The sequence below is a fragment of the Kitasatospora sp. NPDC028961 genome (assembly GCF_055564815.1).
The window spans coordinates 169,164-186,048 of the sequence record NZ_JBVHVO010000014.1; the positions used below are offsets into that span (position 1 = coordinate 169,164).

Here is a 16,885-nt window from a genome sequence, read left to right on the forward strand (position 1 = left end):
GGGCCCCTCACGCTCGTCGAGATGGGGAGCCCGGCCGTCCGAGCCCTGGGCGTGGCGCGTGCTGCGCCCCGTGTTCGGGTTGGCTTTCGCCTTGAGTGCTTCCCTCGCGCGCGGCCGGAAGCGGCGCAGCCACGGCCCGGGTCGGGCGGGCGCCGCCAGGTGGCCGCTGCCGCTGTCGGCATCCGGGGGCCCCGGATGGGATGGGGCGGCTCGGTGTGAGGGTGACGGTGATCGGGCAGGCGCGGGGTCATGGTGAGAATCGGATACACGATGATGACCGAGCAGCGCGGCCCGCGTGACCTGGTCGCGGACGTGGTGCGTGCCGAGCAGTCCGGGTTCGACTTTTCGGTGATCTCGGACCACTCCTTCCCCTGGCTGGACGAGCAGGGTCACGCTCCGTACGCGTGGGCGGTGCTCGGTGCCGCCGCGCAGGCCACCTCCCGGATCCCGCTCATGACCTACGTGACGTGCCCGACGTTCCGCTACCACCCCGTGGTGGTGGCGCAGAAGGCCGCCACGTTGCAGTTGCTGTCCGAGGGCCGCTTCCGGCTCGGGCTGGGCAGCGGCGAGAACCTCAACGAGCACGTCATCGGCCGGGGCTGGCCGGCGGTACCGGTGCGCCAGGCGATGCTCGACGAGGCGGTACAGATCATCCGGGCACTGTTCGACGGCGGGTACGTCACCCGGCGAGGCCGGTACTTCGACGTCGAGGGCGCCAGGCTGTGGGATCTGCCCGACCGGCCGCCGCCGATCGGGGTGGCCGTATCAGGGCCGGACTCCTGCGAGCTTGCCGGCCGGCTGGCCGATCTGGTGATCGCCGTGGAGCCGGACCAGGCGCTGATCACCGGGTTCGCCGAGCACGGCGGGGCCGGAAAGCCGGCCGTGGGTCAGCTTCCGGTGTGCTGGGACACCGACCGGGACACCGCTGTCCGGCGGGCCCACGAGCAGTTCCGCTGGTTCGGCGGCGGTTGGAAGGTCAACGCCGAGCTGCCCGGGACGGCGGGGTTCGCCGCCGCGAGCCGCTTCGTCCGCCCCGAGGACGTCGCCGAATCCGTTCCGTGCGGTGACCGGGTCGACGACTTCGTCGAGGCGGTGCGGCCGTTCGTCGACGCCGGGTTCGACGAGGTGGCCCTCATACAGGTCGGCGGCGACAGCCAGCCCGCGTTCCTCGACTGGGCGGAGGGCACCCTGCTGCCGGCCCTGCGTGAGGCGTTCTGAAACCTGGTCGGCTCGGCCACGCCGAGGCTCCGCCGGGCACAGGACGGTCGGGGCATGCTCGACGACGCCCTCGCCAAGGCGCTCGCGGACCGCCCTCCCGGGCCGATCGTCGATCTGACGGGCGTGACCTGGTCCGGGGGAGGCGCCGGTGGACACGGACAGAACCGACACCTTCCGGCGGGAGGTCGTCGGGGAGGCCGCCCGGCCGCTCGAAGGACCGGTCGGACCAGGCCGGCCCGCCTGCCCGCACGCCCAGGCCGCCTCCGCAGACACCGCCGACCGGCGCGCTGGGCCCAGCCGATACACTTCCCGTCATGAGCATGGTCACGGCGGTCGAGCGCGTCATCCACGAGGCGGAACTCCAGCTCACCGACGGGACCTGGGAACTCACCGCGACCGACTCCGCTCTGGCCCGCAAGACCGCCGCAGCCCTCGATGCCGCGGTCGGCCCCGCCGACACCCACCAGGCGCTGTCGAGGATCGAGCGGCTCGCCGCACTGCGCGAAGCTCTCGCGGCCCTGGCACTGACCATCGCCCGCACCCATGGCCACCTCGCCTGGTTCCTCGCCGACGCCAGCAGCCACCTCGCACCGGTCCTTCACTGGCGCGCCCTGGACGCCCCCGGCAACCGCACCTTCGGCGCCGTCCTCCCCACCGGCGACGAACTCGCCGACGCCGAGGCCGCCACCCGCCTCCTCGCCGCCATGCTCACCCGCGGCAGCCGTACCACCTGACCGGCCAGCGGGCGCCGAGCAGGGTCAGGACGGCCCGGGCGGCCCCCTCGGCCTCCTGGGGGGTGTCGTAACCACCGCGTTCCCGGATTCCGCCAGGAACGCCTCCCAGGGAAGAGTCACCGCGATTCTCCCTCCACCCCCAGAGCCGGTGTCCGGTCAGGGCAGCACGGCCAGGCGCCGGTGCAGACCGGTGAGCTTCAGCAGGCGGATGACGCAGCGCCCGGCTCCGCGCACGATCAGGCGCCTGCCGTTGCGGTCGGCCTGGTTGCAGGCCTGGACGAGGGCGCCCAGGCCCGCGCAGTCCATGAAGGTCACCTCCGACAGGTCGAGGACGACCTCCCGGTGCGACTCGAGCGCGGTGGCCAGGGCATGGCGCAGGGCCGGGGCGGTGTCGAGGTCGATCTCGCCGTTCGCCCGCACGATGAAGGGTTCGCTGCTCCGGCTGTTCATGGCGTTTCCGCGTCGCTGCGGGCGGGCCGGTCCGGGCGGGGCCGGCCCGCGGGCGGGGGTGTTCCGGCCGCCCCTTCGATCGAGGGGGGAGAGATCGGGGGCGGCGCGGAACGGCATCGGGGCGGGTCAGGCCTGGATCTGCGTCCGGCTTCCGCTGTGGCTGATCGCGACCTTGCGGGGCTTGGCCCTCTCGGCGACCGGGATCTTCAGGGTCAGCACGCCGGCGTCGTAGTCGGCGGTGATCCCGGCGGGGTCGAGGGTGTCGGACAGCATGACCTGGCGGGAGAACACCCCGAGCGGGCGCTCGGACAGCTCCCACTTCACGCCCTCGCTCTCGCGGCGGGGGCGACGCTCGGCCTTGACGGTCACCATGTTCCGTTCGACGTCGATGTCGATGGCTTCCGGGTCCACCCCGGGCAGGTCGAAGCAGATCACGTACTCGTCCCCGGCCCGGTAGGCGTCCAACGGCATCGGTGCCGGCCGCGACCAGGTTCCCGTGTTGCCCAGGAACTGCTGGGTCAGCCGGTCCAGCTCGCGGAACGGATCAGTGCGCAGCAGCATCGCGAAACACCTCCACTGATCGAACGGGTGCCAGTGCGCTTCGTCTGAGACCGTTGTAGCGCGTCATCCATCCGATGACAAGTCTTCGCGTCGCCTATAGAGTGACTGTCATGAATGAGAAGCCCCGCAGACCCGCCCCCGACGGCCCCCGGCCGGTCGAACCCGCCTCGTTCCTGGCGGCCGCGGCGGCGCTGGCCGCCATCGACGACGCCGTCCGCACCGCCCGCGACCCCGGTACGCAGCCCCCGGGCGCCCTTGACGCGCAGGACGGCCCCGAGCCCGCTCTGGCCGCACTCGTCCTGCTGCGGGAGCTGCGTACCGAGCTCGCCGGCTGGGAGGCCGGACTGGTGCGGACCGCCCGGGAGGCCGGTGCCACCTGGGCCGACCTCGCCCACCCCATGGGCGTCGCCAGCCGCCAGGCGGCCGAGAACCGCTACCTGCGCCTCAAGCCCGCCGCAGGCCGCACGACGCAGGCCGGTACCGGCGCGGAACGCGTCAAGGCCGTCCGTGACCGCCGAGCCGCCGACCGCACCGTCACCGCCTGGGCCCGTGACCACGCCGCCGAGCTACGGGTCCTCGCCGCCCAGATCACCACGACCGCGCTCGCCCCCGGCGCTCGCCCCGCCCAGGCCGCCCTGACCGCCGCCCTCGGCGCCACCGACCCAGCCGACCTCATCGAGCCCCTCGCCGCCGTCCGCCCCCACCTCGGCGCCGGCCAGGACGACCTCGCCACCCGCCTCGACGCCCTCACCCACCACACCACCCAGCTCCGCGATGACAGCGACCAACGCCGCGCCTGATCCCGTCGCCGCCGAGGAGCGCTGGCAGGAGCTCCTGGACCGGATTCACGACCTCGAAGCACGAGTGGCCGCTACCACGGTCGCCGTCACCACCGCCCTCGACTCCCACCTGGCCCGGCTCGACGCCCTGCGCCACCAGCTCGCCCGACCCGACTGGCCACTGCCCGCCCCCGGTCCAGCCAGCCCCCGGGCCACGCCGGCGAGCAACCAGCAGGCCTGACCCGGCCAGCCAGCAGGCCTGACCCGGCCGGGAGGCGCCCGCGGCCCGCGACCGCCGTACGGTCCGCGTCCGTGTCCCACCGGCGCGCCCCGGCGGCGGTCAGCGCCAGTGGCCTCCAGCGGCCTCCAGCGGCCTCCAGCGGTCTACCGCTCCAGGTGGCCCCGATGTCGGACGCTCGGCCGGCCGGCGGCATCACGCCGTCGGGGCGCCCTTGACGTTCAGCCGCTCCCCGAGCCGGCTCCGGTGCAGGGCGGCGACGGGCTCCAGGAGGTCGGGGTGGCGCAGCAGGACGGCCGCCTCGGTGTCGCGGATGCCGGGCTCGGTGAGGCGTCGCAGGGCTCCCGCCCCGGTGTGGTGCTCGGTCGTGGCGAGGGTCTGGTGGGCGTGCGAGGCGAGTGCGGGGTCGGCGAGGAAGCAGGCGGCCCAGCTGACCACGGTCTCGTCCACCCAGGTCCGCCACGCGGCGTCGTCCGGACGGGGGTCGTGGCCGGTGAGCCGGTCGAGGCGGTCGGCGCCGCCGGGGCCGAGCAGGTCCAGGAGCTGGACGTCCATCGGGGTGGGGTAGCACAGGGCGGCTGCCAGGGCGGTCGCCTGCCGGGCCTGGCTCTCGGCGAGTGCGCGGCTGAAGGCGCCGGCCGGGGGAGGGTAGGCGTTCAGGAGCCAGCGGGTGCAGGAGGCTATGACGGGTGACAGGTCGGGCACGGGGATCGGTCCCTCGGGGAGGTGCTCGCCTGGTCCGGTGCCGGTGGTGCGAGCCGTCCGGTGCGGAGCCGCGCTGCCCCGCTCGTGGCCGCCCAGTGTAGGCCGCTTCCTTGAGGGGGCGGCATGACGGGCATCACGCCGGCCCGATCCTGGCGTCGGGGCAGGGTGGGGCCGTGCGACGGCCCCGCCCCGACGCCAGGATCGCCGGCCGGTGGCGGGGGTGGATCAGGACTTGCCGCGGCCGGTGACGAAGTCGCGGGCCCGGTCGACCAGGCCGACACCGGGAGCGAGCAGCTTGCTGGCCGCGGGGCTGTCGGGTGCGGCGGGGTGGGGGCGGGTCGGCGCCATGGACTTGGCCCGGCGGATCTTGTCACCGAGGTCGTTCAGCTGCTCCGGCGTACACGCTTGGCGCAGCATGGGGAAGAGGTTGTGCTCCTCGTCCTGGACGTGTGCCGCGACCTCGTCCATGAGCCGCCGGAGCAGGGGGCTCATCTGCGGGTCGTCCGTCTTCGTGTTCTCCAGCTTCTTGAGGAGTTCCTCGACCCGGCCGTGGTCGGCGATCTCCTTGTCCGCGAGCCGGTCGCCGCCCTGGACGTGCTCGCGCACCGCCGGGTAGAGGTACTGCTCCTCGGCGACGGAGTGCCGCACCAGCTCGATGGTGACCTCGTCGACCACGTCCCGCAGCTGCTGGCCGCCGCCCGTCATCGCCTGGATCCGGGCGAACATCTCCTCCACCTCCCGGTGGTCGGCCATCAGTTCGTCGATCACGTTTCCGCCGTGTCCCATGAAACGCCTGCCTCTCGTTCGTTCCGTCCGGGCCGGGCTGGTCCCGGCCACCTGGCAGTCGTTCCCCGGCGGGTGCGTGCGGTGGGCGACGGCGACGCCACCTCACTCGAACGGGGGCCGACCGCGGCCAGGTCCCCGGTCCCGGGCCCCGAGGCCGGAGAGGGCCGCGGCACGTGGCCGGGCCCGGCGCGGGGGGCAGCGCGGCACGGCGCACCGTCGGGACGGGCACGGGCGGGCCCGCGAGTCGGCCCTTACGTTCGGGGTAGACGCCGCTGCGGAGCACCGTCAGAAGGAGGAGTCATGCCTGCCGGATCGAGCAAGAAGCGTGAACGCCAGTACGAGCACATCAAGGACAGTGCCCTGGACCGCGGGGAGAGCAAGAAGCGGGCCGAGGAGATCGCGGCCCGGACCGTGAACAAGGAACGGGCCCGGCACGGCGAGTCGAAGACGGCCAGTCGCTCCTCCACCCACGACACCTCCTCCTCCCGGCGCGGCGGCCAGCGTTCGCACTCCGGCTCCCAGGGGCCGACGAAGGAACAGCTGTACAACGAGGCCAAGCAGCGCAACATCCACGGCCGCTCGAAGATGACCAAGAAGGAACTCGCCAGCGCTCTCGGCCACTGACCGACCGCCGCCCGCGCCCCCTGAGGGTCCCCAGCGCCACCGCGCAGAAGTTGCCTCCCGACCGCCGGGGTCGGCGATGGAAGGAGCACGACCGTGGACCGGACCGCCGATCCCTGGGGGCCCCGCACCCCGTACGCCCCCGGCACGCCGTGGCCCGCCCGGGTCGACCTCCAACTGGCCCCCGGGCTGAGCGAGGCCGACGTGCAGCGCTGGGTGCCTTCCGCGTCGCTTCTGCACTCCAACGGCGACGCCATGGACATCGCGGTCCGTGACGGGAGGATCGTCGGTGTCCGCGGCCGGGCCGGGGACCGGGTCAACCACGGCCGCCTCGACATCAAGGACCTGTTCGGGTGGCAGGCCAACGCCTCGCCCGACCGACTCACCGCGCCGCAGGTCCGCCGCGGCGGCCGACTCGTCGCCACGGACTGGGACACCGCCCTGGACACCGTCGCGGGGCGCTGCCGGTCCGTGCTGGAGGACCACGGGCCGGACGCGGTCGGCTTCTACACCTCGGGGCAGCTGTTCCTGGAGGAGTACTACACGCTGACCGTCCTCGCCCGCGCCGGGATCGGTACCAACCACCTGGACGGCAACACCCGCCTGTGCACCGCCACCGCGGGCGAGGCCCTCAAGGAGTCCTTCGGCTGCGACGGCCAACCCGGTTCCTACCAGGACATCGACCACGCCGAGGTGATCGCCCTGTGGGGCCACAACGTCGCCGAGTGCCAGCCCGTGCTGTGGATGCGCGTCCTCGACCGGCTCCACGGAGCGGACCCGCCGGCACTGCTCGTTCTCGACCCCCGCCCCACACCGACCGCCCGGGAAGCCACGATCCACCTGGCGCCGCGCCCCGGCACCAACCTCGCCCTCCTCAACGCCCTGCTGAACGAGGTCATCGCCACCGGCCGCGTCGACCACGCCTACGTGCGGGAGCACACGGTCGGTTACCCGCAACTCGCCGCCCGGGTGGCTCGCTGCACCCCCGAATGGGCGGCCGGCATCTGCGGACTGCCCGCGGGCGAGATCCGCCGCGCCGCCGAGCTGATCGCGGGCACCGACCGGCTCGTCTCCACCGTGCTCCAGGGCGTCTACCAATCGCACCAGGCCACGGCAAGCGCCGTCCAGGTCAACAACCTGCACCTGCTGCGCGGACAGCTCGGACGCCCCGGCGCCGGCGTCCTTCAGATGAACGGCCAGCCCACCGCCCAGAACACCCGCGAGTGCGGCGCCAACGGCGACCTGCCGGGTTTCCGCAACTGGGCGAATCCGCGCCACGTCGCCGAACTCGCCGAGCTGTGGAGCATCGACCCCGCGGTGCTGGACCACGGCGGCCCGCCCACCCATGCGCTGGAGATGTTCCGCCTCGCCGAGACCGGCGCCCTGAAGTTCCTGTGGATCAGCGCCACCAACCCCGCGGTGTCCTTGCCCGACCTCGCCAGGATCCGCCGGATCCTCGCCCGGCCCGACCTGTTCGTCGTCGTGCAGGACATCTTCCCCACCGAGACCGGCGAGTTCGCCGACGTGGTCCTGCCGGCCGCGACCTGGGGCGAGAAGACCGGCACCTTCACCAACGCCGACCGCACCGTCCACCTCTCGGAGAAGGCCGTCGACCCACCCGGCCTCGCCAGGTCCGACCTCGACATCTTCCTCGGCTTCGCCCACCGAATGGACCTGCGCGCCCGCACCGGCCGTCCACTGATCACCTGGCAGGACGCCCCGTCGGCGTTCGCCGCATGGCAGCAGTGCAGCAAGGGCCGCCCCTGCGACTACACCGGGCTCAGCTACCAACTGCTGCGCGAACACGGCGGCACCCAGTGGCCCGCGACACCCGCTCTCCCCTTCGGCACGCCGAGGCTCTACGCCGAGGGCCGCTTCTGGGCCCATCCGGAGACCTGTGAGACCTACGGCCGCGACCTCGACACCGGCGAGCCCGCGACCGAGGCCCAGTACCGGGCCCTGAACCCGCACGGCAAAGCACTCCTCCGGGCTGCCGACTACGAGCCGCCCCCGGAACCGCCCGACGACGCCTATCCGCTGTGGCTGACCACCGGCCGCACCATCTACCACTTCCACACCCGCACCAAGACCGGCCGTGTTCCCGAACTCCAGCGCGCCGCGCCCGAGGTATGGGTCGAATGCTCCCGGGCCGACGCCTGCCGACACGGCCTCACCGACGGGGACAGGGCCGTCCTGACCACCGCCCGTGGCTCCGTCACCGCCCGGGTCCGGATCACCGGGATCCGCGAGGGGCTGCTCTTCCTGCCGTTCCACTACGGCTACTGGGACCACGGCCCCGACCACGCCGACAGTCCGCCGCGCCGCGACCGCGCCGCGAACGAGCTCATCGCCACCCGCCTCGACCCCTCGTCGAAGCAGCCGGTCTTCAAGACGGCCACCGCCCGCCTGGCCCGCTCCGAACACCACCGCTGACCCCGCACCCCGAACGCCCCCGGGGATCCGGGAAGTCAGGGTGACGGGCGGCTACCGCAAGGCCGAGGGCCCTGCGCACCTCCAGGACGAGGTCGACGGGAGGGAACGAGCGCCGGCCGCACAGCCCGCCACCACCCGGGAGACCGCCGACCGGTGAGGAGGAGCGACAGAGGAGGCGGCGGGGTGGCCGTTCCTCGGGGGAGCGGGTGTGTCGTGCCGGGCGGGTCGCCGCCGATCGGGATAGTCGTTCGTACAGCACTCGTGGGCGTGGCGCCGTTCCGGCGATCGTGCCCGCGGGTGCCGGACCTGACCCGATGCCGGAGGACATGATGGACGACAAGCCGGGACCCGTGAAGAGGATCGTCGACGCCGTAGCCGAGGCCGTGCGCGAGGACGGCCGGCCGCCGGGCGGTGTGCCCGGAGCGCCGGGCAGCACACCGCCTCAGGTGGCGGAGCCGCTCGAACCGAGGGCTCCGCTGCCCGCGAAGCGGGACCAGCAGGGGCCCCTGCCGGTGTCGCCCACCGGCCGCGACACCGGCCTGCCGGCAGACGCCCTGTCGCAGAACGGCGGGTACCTGACGACCGCGCAGGGGGTGCGACTGCCGGACGGCGACCATTCGCTGAAGGCCGGGCCGCGCGGCCCGGTGCTGCTGCAGGACCATCACCTGCGCGAGAAGATCATGCACTTCGACCACGAGCGGATCCCCGAGCGGGTGGTGCACGCCCGCGGCGCCGCAGCCCACGGCATCTTCCGGGGCTACGGGACAGCGGCCGCGGTCACCAGGGCCGCGTTCCTGGCGGAAGGCGTGGAGACGCCGGTGTTCGTACGGTTCTCCACCGTGCTGGGCTCGCGCGGGTCGGCGGACACCGTGCGCGACACCCGCGGCTTCGCGACCAAGTTCTACACCGGCCAGGGCGTCTTCGACCTGGTCGGCAACAACATCCCCGTCTTCTTCATCCAGGACGCCATCAAGTTCCCGGACGTGGTGCACGCCGCCAAGCCGCACCCGGACCGGGAGATCCCGCAGGCACAGAGCGCCCACGACACGTTCTGGGACTTCGTCTCGCTGCACACCGAGGCCACCCACCACACCATCTGGAACATGTCCGACCGCGGCATCCCGCGCTCCTACCGGACGATGGAGGGCTTCGGAGTCCACACCTTCCGCCTCGTCAACGCCGAGGGCGCCAGCACCCTGGTGAAGTTCCACTGGAAGCCCATGGCCGGCGTGCACTCCCTGGTCTGGGAGGAGGCCCAGCTGATCAGCGGCATGGACCCGGACTTCCACCGCCGCGACCTCGCCGACGCCATCGAGTCCGGCAACCACCCGCAGTGGGAGCTCGGCATCCAGACCTTCCCCGACACCCCCGAGCAGACGTTCGCCGGCATCGACCTGCTCGACCCCACCAAGATCGTCCCGGAGGAACTCGCCCCGGTGCAGGCGATCGGGCTGCTCACCCTCAACGCGAACCCGACGAACTTCTTCGCCGAGACCGAGCAGGTCGCCTTCCACCCCGGGCACCTGGTGCCCGGCATCGACCTCACCGACGACGCGCTGCTCGCCGGCCGCCTCTTCTCCTACCTCGACACGCAGATCACCCGCCTCGGCGGACCGAACTTCGCGCAGATCCCGGTCAACCGCACCCACGCCCCGGTCAACGACATGCTGCGCGACGGCTTCCACCAGGACGCGGTGCACAGCGGCGTCGCACCGTACAAGCCGAACTCGCTCGACGGCGGCTGCCCGTTCTTCGCCGGCGCGGGCGAGCACGCGTTCGTCGAGTACCCGACCCCGATCGCCGCCGCGGCCAAGGTGCGTGAGGCACCCGCGTCGTTCGCCGACCACTTCAGCCAGCCCCGGCTGTTCTGGCTCAGCCTCAGCCCGGTGGAGCGCGAGCACGTGATCGCGGCCTACACCTTCGAACTGTCGAAGGTGTACGAGCAGGCGATCAAGGAACGGGTCCTGACCGTCCTGGCGCGGATCGACGAGCAGCTCTGCCGGGAGGTGGCCGACGGCCTCGGCCTGCCCGTGCCGCCGACCACTGACACGCCCAACGCCGAGATCGCCCCCAGTCCGGCCCTGTCCCAGCTGGGGCGGCGCTGGCCGGCGACCGGCCGCGTGCTCGGGATCGTCACCGGCTCCGGCAGTGACCCCGGCGTGGTGCGGCGGCTCCGGGACGACGCGTTCGCCGCGGGACTGCTGCCGCTGGTCATCGCCCCGACCGGAGCGCCGCTGGCCGACGACCTCCCCGTGCAGCGGACCTTCGGCGCCGCCCGGTCCGTCGAGTTCGACGCGCTCCTGGTCGCGGACGCACCCCCGCCCGGCGCCGACGACCGCGGGGCACGTGACGCCAAGTCCGGCGCCGTGGCGGGCGGGCAGCCGGCGATCGACTCCCGCATCGTCCTGCTGGTCAACGAGGCCTACCGGCACGCCAAGCCGATCGCCGGCCTCGCGGACGCGCGCGCCCTGTGGGCGGCGGCGGGCATCGACCCGCAGGCGCCGGGCGTGTTCAGCGAGACCGACGGCGGGCAGGCGATCTCGGCCCTGGCGGAGCAACTCGAAACGCACCGGGTCTGGGAACGCTTCCCGGCCTCCGCCCACTGAGCCAGCCCCGCACATGGCCCCCCGGCCGCGGTCGGCCGGAGCGGTCACTCCGGCCGACCGCGGCCTGTGGACTCCGGGGGCGCCGTTCCCTCCGGAGAACGACGTGTTCGGCCGAGGTGGGTGAGCACGGCGGAAGGCCGGCGCCGGCTCTTCGGTTGGACGTGCGGTGCGGTCCAGCGACTCCGTCCGCGCCGTGGCGCCCCGGAGGCGGCGCGCCGGCGGTGTGAGCGAGCCCGCCCGACGCGGTGATGTGCACCGGTGGCGGGAGCGGTGAACCGCGCTCCCGCCACCGGTGCTCGGAACGGGTCAGCCGTGGGAGAAGGAGATCTTCGGCAGCACGCGGTCGAGCCAGGCCGGGGTGTGCCAGGCAGCGCGGCCGGTCAGTCGCAGGATCACCGGCAGCAGCACCAGCCGGACCAGCGCCGCGTCGAGGAGCACGGCGACGCCGAGGACGATGCCCATCTCCTTGGGCGGGAGCGGGCCGGACAGGGCGAAGGTGAAGAACACCGCGACCATGACGCCGGCGGCCGCGAAGATCACCCGGCCGGAGTGGGCGAGTGCGCCGACCATCGCCTCCTTGGGGTCGCCGGTGCGCTCGTAGTGCTCCTTGGCGGAGGCGAGCAGGAAGACGGTGTAGTCCATCGCGATGGCGAAGATCATCGCGAAGAAGAACACCGGCGCCCAGCCATCCAGGAACCCCTGGGACGTGAAGCCGAGAAGTCCCGCGCCGTGGCCGTCCTGGAAGACCAGCCGGGCTACGCCGAACGCGGCGCCGGTGGACAGCAGGCTCGCGGCGGTGCCGAGCGCGGAGATGAGTGGTGCCCGCAGGGCGATGAGCAGCAGCAGGAAGCCGAGTGCCATCACCACGCCGATGACCAGCGGAGTCTTCTCGGTGAGCAGCTTCTGCAGGTCGAGGTTCTCCACCGCCGCGCCGCCCACCAGGGTGTCGTGCGGAAGTTCGGCCCGCAGCGTGTCCACGGTGGAGCCGAGCTGAGGGCTGGAGGGGTCGACGGTGGGGACGGCCTGGATCATCGCCCAGCCGGAGCCGTTGGCGGCGCTCTCGGCGGGCATCACGCCGGCGATGCCGGGCGTGTGGCTGATCTGGGCGCCGACCGAGGCGGCCTGGCCGGCGGGCGTGATGATCTGCAGGGTGCCGGGCGCACCGGGACCGAAGGCCTGCTGGACAGCGGTGTAGCCGGCGCGGGCGCTGTCGTGGGCGGGGATGACGGTGATGGACGGCATGGCCGTGCGCAGGCCGATGACCGGCGCGGCCAGGGCGATCAGGGCGGCCAGCGCCAGGGCGCCGTAACGGAGCGGGTGCCTCCACAGTCGCTCGCCCCAGGCGGCGAAGCGCGGGGAACGGTGCTCGCCGGTCTTCACCCAGGGCAGGGCGACGGCGTCGACGCGGTGGCCGAGCCTGCCGAGGACGGCGGGCAGCAGGGTGAGGGTGGCGGCGAGGACGAACAGGACGGCGAGCATGATGCCGCCGGCCATCGAGCGGAACGCCGGGGACGGCACCAGCATCACGGCGGAGAGACTGACCAGCACGGTCGCACCGGACAGCAGGACCGCCTTGCCGGCGGTGTCCATCGTCTCCGCGACCGCCTCGGCGCTGCTCCGCGAGCGTCCCGTGCGGGCGCTGCGGAAGCGGACCACCAGGAAGAGGGCGTAGTCGATGCCGAGGGCGAGGGCGAACATCATGGCGAAGTTCATCGCCCAGATGGAGACCGGGAACAGATGGCTGATCAGCACCAGCGAGCCGGCCGAGGCGGCAAGTCCGGCCATGGTGAGCAACAGGGGCAGTCCGGCGGCGACCAGCGACCCGAAGGCGAGGACCAGGATGGCCAGGGTGACCGGCCAGGACATGATCTCGGACTTCATCATGGCGTCGTGGTTGGCGGCGTTGAAGTCGCTCCACAGCACCGAGGCTCCGGTGGCGTGGATGCTGATTCCCTCGGCGGACAGCTCGTTCAGCGGTCCCTTGAGGTCGTCGGCGGCGCGGACCATGTCGTCGGGCGAGGCGTTGGCACCGGCCAGCAGGATTGCGGTGCGGCCGTCCTGACTGATCGTCGCGCCCGGCTGGGGCGCCACGACGGTGGAGATCCGCGGGTCGGCTGCGGCGAGCTCGGCGGCCTTGGCGACCACCCGCTGGACGGCTGGCTCGCTGACCGGCCGGTCGGCGGCGATCACGATCTGCAGTGCGGTCGAGGCGTTGCCCGCGAAGTGCTCTTCGGCGACCTGCCGGACCTTGACGGACTCGGAGCCGTCGGCCTGCCATCCGGCACCGGACAGTGCGGTGGTCACCTGGGGCGCGAACGCGCCGAGGCCGATCACGACCAGCAGCCAGGCCGCCAGGACGGCCTTGAAGTGCCGCACCGACCAGGCCCCGAGCCGGCCGAGCAGGCCCGGAGGGCCGGGCGGGCCCGAGGGGGGCGCGGTTGACGGCCGGCCGATGGCGGTGTCCGGGTGCTTCACGTCGTGCTCCGTTCCTGTGGTGCCCGGCTGGGCACAAAATACGGGTGGGGGTATATGGAAGGGCGAAGAAAGGGGCCCGCCGCAGCGGGCCCGGAGGGCGCCGGTCAGTCCACGAGGGTGTCCAGTGCGGCGCGCAGGCGGGCGGCTGCCTCGTCGGCGACGGCCTTCAGCGCGGGCTGCTCGGCGACCCGCACCATGAGTTCCGGGTTCATCGCCTCCACCGCGGTGCGCCCGCCGACCGCACGGACCACGACGTTGCACGGCAGCAGCAATCCGATGCGGCGGTCGATCTGGAGGGCGCGGTGGGCGAGCGACGGGTTGCAGGCGCCGAGGATCAGGTAGTCCTCGGTCTCCGCGCCGACCTTGGCCCGCAGGGTCGCCCGGACGTCGATCTCAGTGAGGATGCCGAAGCCCTGCTCGGCAAGTGCCGCGCGCACGCGCTCGACGGCGTCGGCGAAGGGCAGGTCGAGCGTGAGGGGAATGCCGTAGTCCATGCTGTGCTCCGTTCGTGGGTTTCGGGTCGTGCGGTTCGGACGGCAGATCGCGGCCGGAGAGCGACGGGCGGCGACGGCTTCCGCTCGGCGACGAATGCCGCGAGGGCGATCGCTCGAACCACGACTCGCCTTCGATACCCCCAGGGGTATCGATACAGGTGCCAACACCTCCGACAGGAGCTGGATTCCCCCGCGGGCCCCCGGGGGTGTCGCCGTCAGGCGTCATGATGGACGGCCGGTCGGTCGCCCGGTACACAGCAGGCCGACGCACGCGCGGGTGCGCTCCTGACGCCCGCCGCCCGCCCGCCGTCAGGCGAGCGTGAGGAAGAGCTTCTCGAGTTCGGCCTCGCTCATCGGCGGGGTGTCACCGTCGACGGTGGCCATGCACTGGCGCATGCCGCTGGCCACGATCTTGAATCCGGCACGGTCCAGCGCCCGGGAGACGGCGGCCAACTGGGTCACAACGTCCTTGCAGTCCCGTCCGGCCTCGATCATCGCAATGACGCCGGCGAGCTGTCCCTGCGCTCGGCGAAGGCGGTTGAGGACCGCACCGACCGCGTCGTCGTCGACCTGCATCACTGCACCTCCAGAGTGTCGTTCCTGCCAGCTTACCCCCCGGGGTATAGCGAGCGGAGGGGGTGGGCAGCGGTGCGCTCCCTCCGAACCGGTTTCGGCTCGGGCCGCGGGATGAGTGCGGTGTCGTCGAGGCTGATCGGGAAGCCCGGCGGGGTGCCCAGGATCTTCGCGGCCCGGGGGTGGGGTAGTCGTCGTCGGCCCTGGTCTCGGCGCTCAGGTGGTCCGCCGTGCTCCGGCCGGCGGCGAGGGTGGCCTGTTCCGCCGGCACCTGCCGTCCCGTAAACGGGTCGAGGGCCCCGGCGCTGTGTGCGCCGGGGCCCAGGGATATGAGGATTCACTGCTCCATCTACTGCACTACTGCTACCGGCTGTCGGGCCGGCTTGCGGTGTCCGCGTTGCCCGGGGGAGGGGCATTGCGCGGGGATCGCGTATGCGTGACCGAAGACCACCTCTTCCATGACGTTCCATGACGATGGCTACTGCGGTGACCGCCTGGCTCCGATTGCGTGCCGTGGCGGGCGATCCGACGGGGTGAACCCTTCCCTTCTCCTCTGGTGTGCATCGTGCGTACTGCCGGTACTGCGAACTGCTGGATGTTGCGTCCTGCGCGTGCGCGACCGCCACCGCCGCGGGCCCCACGCACAACCGGGCCCGTGACGCCTGGCAGGTCACCCGCCTTCCGCCGCGAACCCCTTCTGTCATGACCGGGTCCCGCGTACTGACGACCTGCACGCCTCCTGCATCACCGCTGGTACTGCTGGTACTGCGAACTGCGGTACTGCCCGGGCAGTTCGTGTCTGCCCGTTCTGCTGTCCTGCTCTCCCAACGCCAGGAACATTACACAGACTGCCGTTCAATGTCTACTCTCACCAGCACAGGTTTCCGTGTCTGGAGGTCGGACCTTATTGCGGCCGCGTCCGGCCGGGGACGGGGTCGTCGGAGCACGGGTCGAGGGCGTCTCGCAGGGCGTAGAGGTCGGCGGCGGTCGCCTGCTCGGCCAGGCGCGCCAGCAGTCGGCGCAGGACCCGGTCGTCGCCGTCGCGGACCGCCTCCACGATTCCGCTCAGGACGGAACCGTCCACGGTCGGTGCGGGCTGCTGCATTTCCACCCTCCTTCGCGCCCCTCAGGGGCGTAGGCCCTCTCCGGGGCCTGGGACATCTCGGACAGGGCGGGAGGCTACCGGCCGCACGGCGGCCCGGAGCTGCGGGGTACCGGGTTGGGCGGCTTGTTCAGCCGGCGGGCGCGAGTGCGGTGAGTGCGGCGGCCAGGGCGCCGTGAACGGCGGGCGCGGCCGAGCTGGAGGCGAGCAGGAACCCGAAGGCGACGGCGACGCACGCCGCGGCCGGGGTCGCGCGGCGCTGACGGATCAGCACGGCGAGGACCGCGCCGAAGAACACGACGGCCGACAAGTTGAGGATCATGCTTCTCCCTCCGTAGTCCGGCGGAGGCGCCAGGCCGCCGCCGATATCTGCCCTGGCTGCACCACATTTTTCCACGCTTCGATCACAGGCAGTGGAATCTCCCTGCACCCGGCGCGCCCGGTGGAGGTGCCGACGGACGGCGGGCCGGGGGTGCCCGCACGGTTGCGCTGCGGCGGGCACTATCCTCTGGTGGCATGTCGAACCCTGATGGGCTGCTCGTCGACATCGCCGCGATGGTGGAGTCCGAGCACAGCAACCAAATGCCCCTGACCGTCGTCGTGCCCGGGGCGGTCATCACCGGCCGGCTCGCGCCGCAGAGCCTGTGGAACGAGCGAGTGGCGGAAGTCCTCGCCGGCTCGGAGCACCTCAAGCCGTTCGCCGCACTCTTCGCGGCGCCCGCGGCCGGCGCTGGTGACGCGGCCGGCGAAGGCGCGGCGGTGCCGGCGGCGCGGCCGACGCATCTGCACCTGCACGTCGCCCGCATCCTGCAGGGCAGCTACGGGCTGCCGCACACCGGCGGCATGTACCGCATCGCCATCGCCGACATCAGCAGTTGGACGGTGGGAGACCTCAGCTACTCCGACCAGTGACACCAGGGCCGGCCATGGGCGGGGGGGGGGGGGGGGGGGGGGGGGGGGGAGAGGGGGAAAGGGGGGGGGGGGGGGGGGGGGGGGGGGGGGGGGGGGAGAGGGGGGGAGGGGGGGGGGGGGGGGGGGGGGGGGGGGGTGGTGAGGGGGGGGGGGGGTGGGGGTGGGGGGGGGCGGGGTGGGGGGGGGGCGCGGCGGGCG

17 protein-coding genes are annotated in these 16,885 nt (G+C 72.9%); 8 read left to right on the plus strand and 9 right to left on the minus strand.

The genetic code is table 11. From position 1 onward, the window contains the following. Window positions 1–249 precede the first annotated feature (249 nt). Together ACZ4UX_RS23790 and ACZ4UX_RS23795 are read left to right on the plus strand one after the other, a co-directional pair. On the plus strand, window positions 250–1,218 hold the full coding sequence (locus ACZ4UX_RS23790; protein WP_465708148.1) for an LLM class F420-dependent oxidoreductase: 969 nt from the start codon (window positions 250–252) through the stop codon (window positions 1,216–1,218). A gap of 314 nt (window positions 1,219–1,532) precedes the next feature. Beyond that, window positions 1,533–1,952 (plus strand): hypothetical protein, encoded by a 420-nt coding sequence (locus tag ACZ4UX_RS23795; protein ID WP_465708149.1) that lies wholly within the window; start codon window positions 1,533–1,535, stop codon window positions 1,950–1,952. 156 nt (window positions 1,953–2,108) lie between these two features. Here the strand turns inward: ACZ4UX_RS23795 and ACZ4UX_RS23800 are convergent, their stop codons facing one another. Both ACZ4UX_RS23800 and ACZ4UX_RS23805 read right to left on the minus strand, forming a co-directional pair. Then, window positions 2,109–2,402 carry an STAS domain-containing protein gene (locus tag ACZ4UX_RS23800; RefSeq protein WP_465708150.1) on the minus strand — a complete coding sequence of 98 codons (294 nt, stop codon included), beginning with the start codon at window positions 2,400–2,402 and terminating at the stop codon, window positions 2,109–2,111. Between the two features lie 126 nt (window positions 2,403–2,528). Next, window positions 2,529–2,963 (minus strand): Hsp20/alpha crystallin family protein, encoded by a 435-nt coding sequence (locus ACZ4UX_RS23805; RefSeq protein ID WP_465708151.1) that lies wholly within the window; start codon window positions 2,961–2,963, stop codon window positions 2,529–2,531. Window positions 2,964–3,073: 110 nt separating this feature from the next. Between ACZ4UX_RS23805 and ACZ4UX_RS23810 the strand changes: the two genes are divergently transcribed. Both ACZ4UX_RS23810 and ACZ4UX_RS23815 read left to right on the plus strand, forming a co-directional pair. After that, window positions 3,074–3,763 (plus strand): type III effector protein, encoded by a 690-nt coding sequence (locus ACZ4UX_RS23810; protein WP_465708152.1) that lies wholly within the window; start codon window positions 3,074–3,076, stop codon window positions 3,761–3,763. Further along, window positions 3,738–3,983: a hypothetical protein gene (locus ACZ4UX_RS23815; RefSeq protein WP_465708153.1), complete on the plus strand. Its 246-nt coding sequence runs from the start codon at window positions 3,738–3,740 to the stop codon at window positions 3,981–3,983. The genes ACZ4UX_RS23810 and ACZ4UX_RS23815 overlap by 26 nt, the downstream gene beginning before the upstream one ends. A 192-nt stretch (window positions 3,984–4,175) precedes the next feature. Here ACZ4UX_RS23815 and ACZ4UX_RS23820 read toward each other — a convergent pair whose 3' ends face one another. Then, window positions 4,176–4,685 carry a hypothetical protein gene (locus ACZ4UX_RS23820; protein ID WP_465708154.1) on the minus strand — a complete coding sequence of 170 codons (510 nt, stop codon included), beginning with the start codon at window positions 4,683–4,685 and terminating at the stop codon, window positions 4,176–4,178. A 225-nt stretch (window positions 4,686–4,910) separates the two neighbouring features. After that, on the minus strand, window positions 4,911–5,471 hold the full coding sequence (locus ACZ4UX_RS23825) for a hemerythrin domain-containing protein (protein WP_329491735.1): 561 nt from the start codon (window positions 5,469–5,471) through the stop codon (window positions 4,911–4,913). Window positions 5,472–5,771: 300 nt separating this feature from the next. Here ACZ4UX_RS23825 and ACZ4UX_RS23830 point away from each other — a divergent pair, with 300 nt between their 5' ends. The 3 genes from ACZ4UX_RS23830 to ACZ4UX_RS23840 all read left to right on the plus strand — a co-directional run bounded on the left by ACZ4UX_RS23830 (window position 5,772) and on the right by ACZ4UX_RS23840 (window position 11,131). Beyond that, a complete protein-coding gene (locus ACZ4UX_RS23830) occupies window positions 5,772–6,095 on the plus strand; it encodes a plasmid stabilization protein (protein ID WP_352291593.1) in 324 nt (107 codons plus the stop codon). Window positions 6,096–6,188: 93 nt separating this feature from the next. Further along, window positions 6,189–8,525 (plus strand): molybdopterin oxidoreductase family protein, encoded by a 2,337-nt coding sequence (locus tag ACZ4UX_RS23835; protein ID WP_465708155.1) that lies wholly within the window; start codon window positions 6,189–6,191, stop codon window positions 8,523–8,525. 329 nt (window positions 8,526–8,854) lie between these two features. Next, complete coding sequence (locus ACZ4UX_RS23840; RefSeq protein WP_465708156.1) at window positions 8,855–11,131, plus strand: catalase; 2,277 nt, start codon at window positions 8,855–8,857, stop codon at window positions 11,129–11,131. A 306-nt stretch (window positions 11,132–11,437) separates the two neighbouring features. Here ACZ4UX_RS23840 and ACZ4UX_RS23845 read toward each other — a convergent pair whose 3' ends face one another. The 5 genes from ACZ4UX_RS23845 to ACZ4UX_RS23865 form a co-directional block, all read right to left on the minus strand. Continuing rightward, on the minus strand, window positions 11,438–13,606 hold the full coding sequence (locus ACZ4UX_RS23845) for an MMPL family transporter (protein WP_465708157.1): 2,169 nt from the start codon (window positions 13,604–13,606) through the stop codon (window positions 11,438–11,440). A gap of 104 nt (window positions 13,607–13,710) precedes the next feature. Beyond that, window positions 13,711–14,100, minus strand: coding sequence for a DUF302 domain-containing protein (locus tag ACZ4UX_RS23850; protein ID WP_465708158.1), 390 nt, complete (start codon window positions 14,098–14,100; stop codon window positions 13,711–13,713). A 309-nt stretch (window positions 14,101–14,409) separates the two neighbouring features. Further along, window positions 14,410–14,676: a metal-sensitive transcriptional regulator gene (locus ACZ4UX_RS23855; protein ID WP_465708159.1), complete on the minus strand. Its 267-nt coding sequence runs from the start codon at window positions 14,674–14,676 to the stop codon at window positions 14,410–14,412. 901 nt (window positions 14,677–15,577) lie between these two features. Then, window positions 15,578–15,778, minus strand: coding sequence for a hypothetical protein (locus ACZ4UX_RS23860; RefSeq protein WP_465708160.1), 201 nt, complete (start codon window positions 15,776–15,778; stop codon window positions 15,578–15,580). A 127-nt stretch (window positions 15,779–15,905) separates the two neighbouring features. Continuing rightward, window positions 15,906–16,097, minus strand: coding sequence for a hypothetical protein (locus ACZ4UX_RS23865; protein WP_329491748.1), 192 nt, complete (start codon window positions 16,095–16,097; stop codon window positions 15,906–15,908). A gap of 194 nt (window positions 16,098–16,291) precedes the next feature. Here ACZ4UX_RS23865 and ACZ4UX_RS23870 point away from each other — a divergent pair, with 194 nt between their 5' ends. Then, window positions 16,292–16,687, plus strand: a complete 396-nt coding sequence (locus ACZ4UX_RS23870) for a hypothetical protein (protein WP_465708161.1) — start codon at window positions 16,292–16,294, stop codon at window positions 16,685–16,687. Window positions 16,688–16,885 lie beyond the last annotated feature (198 nt).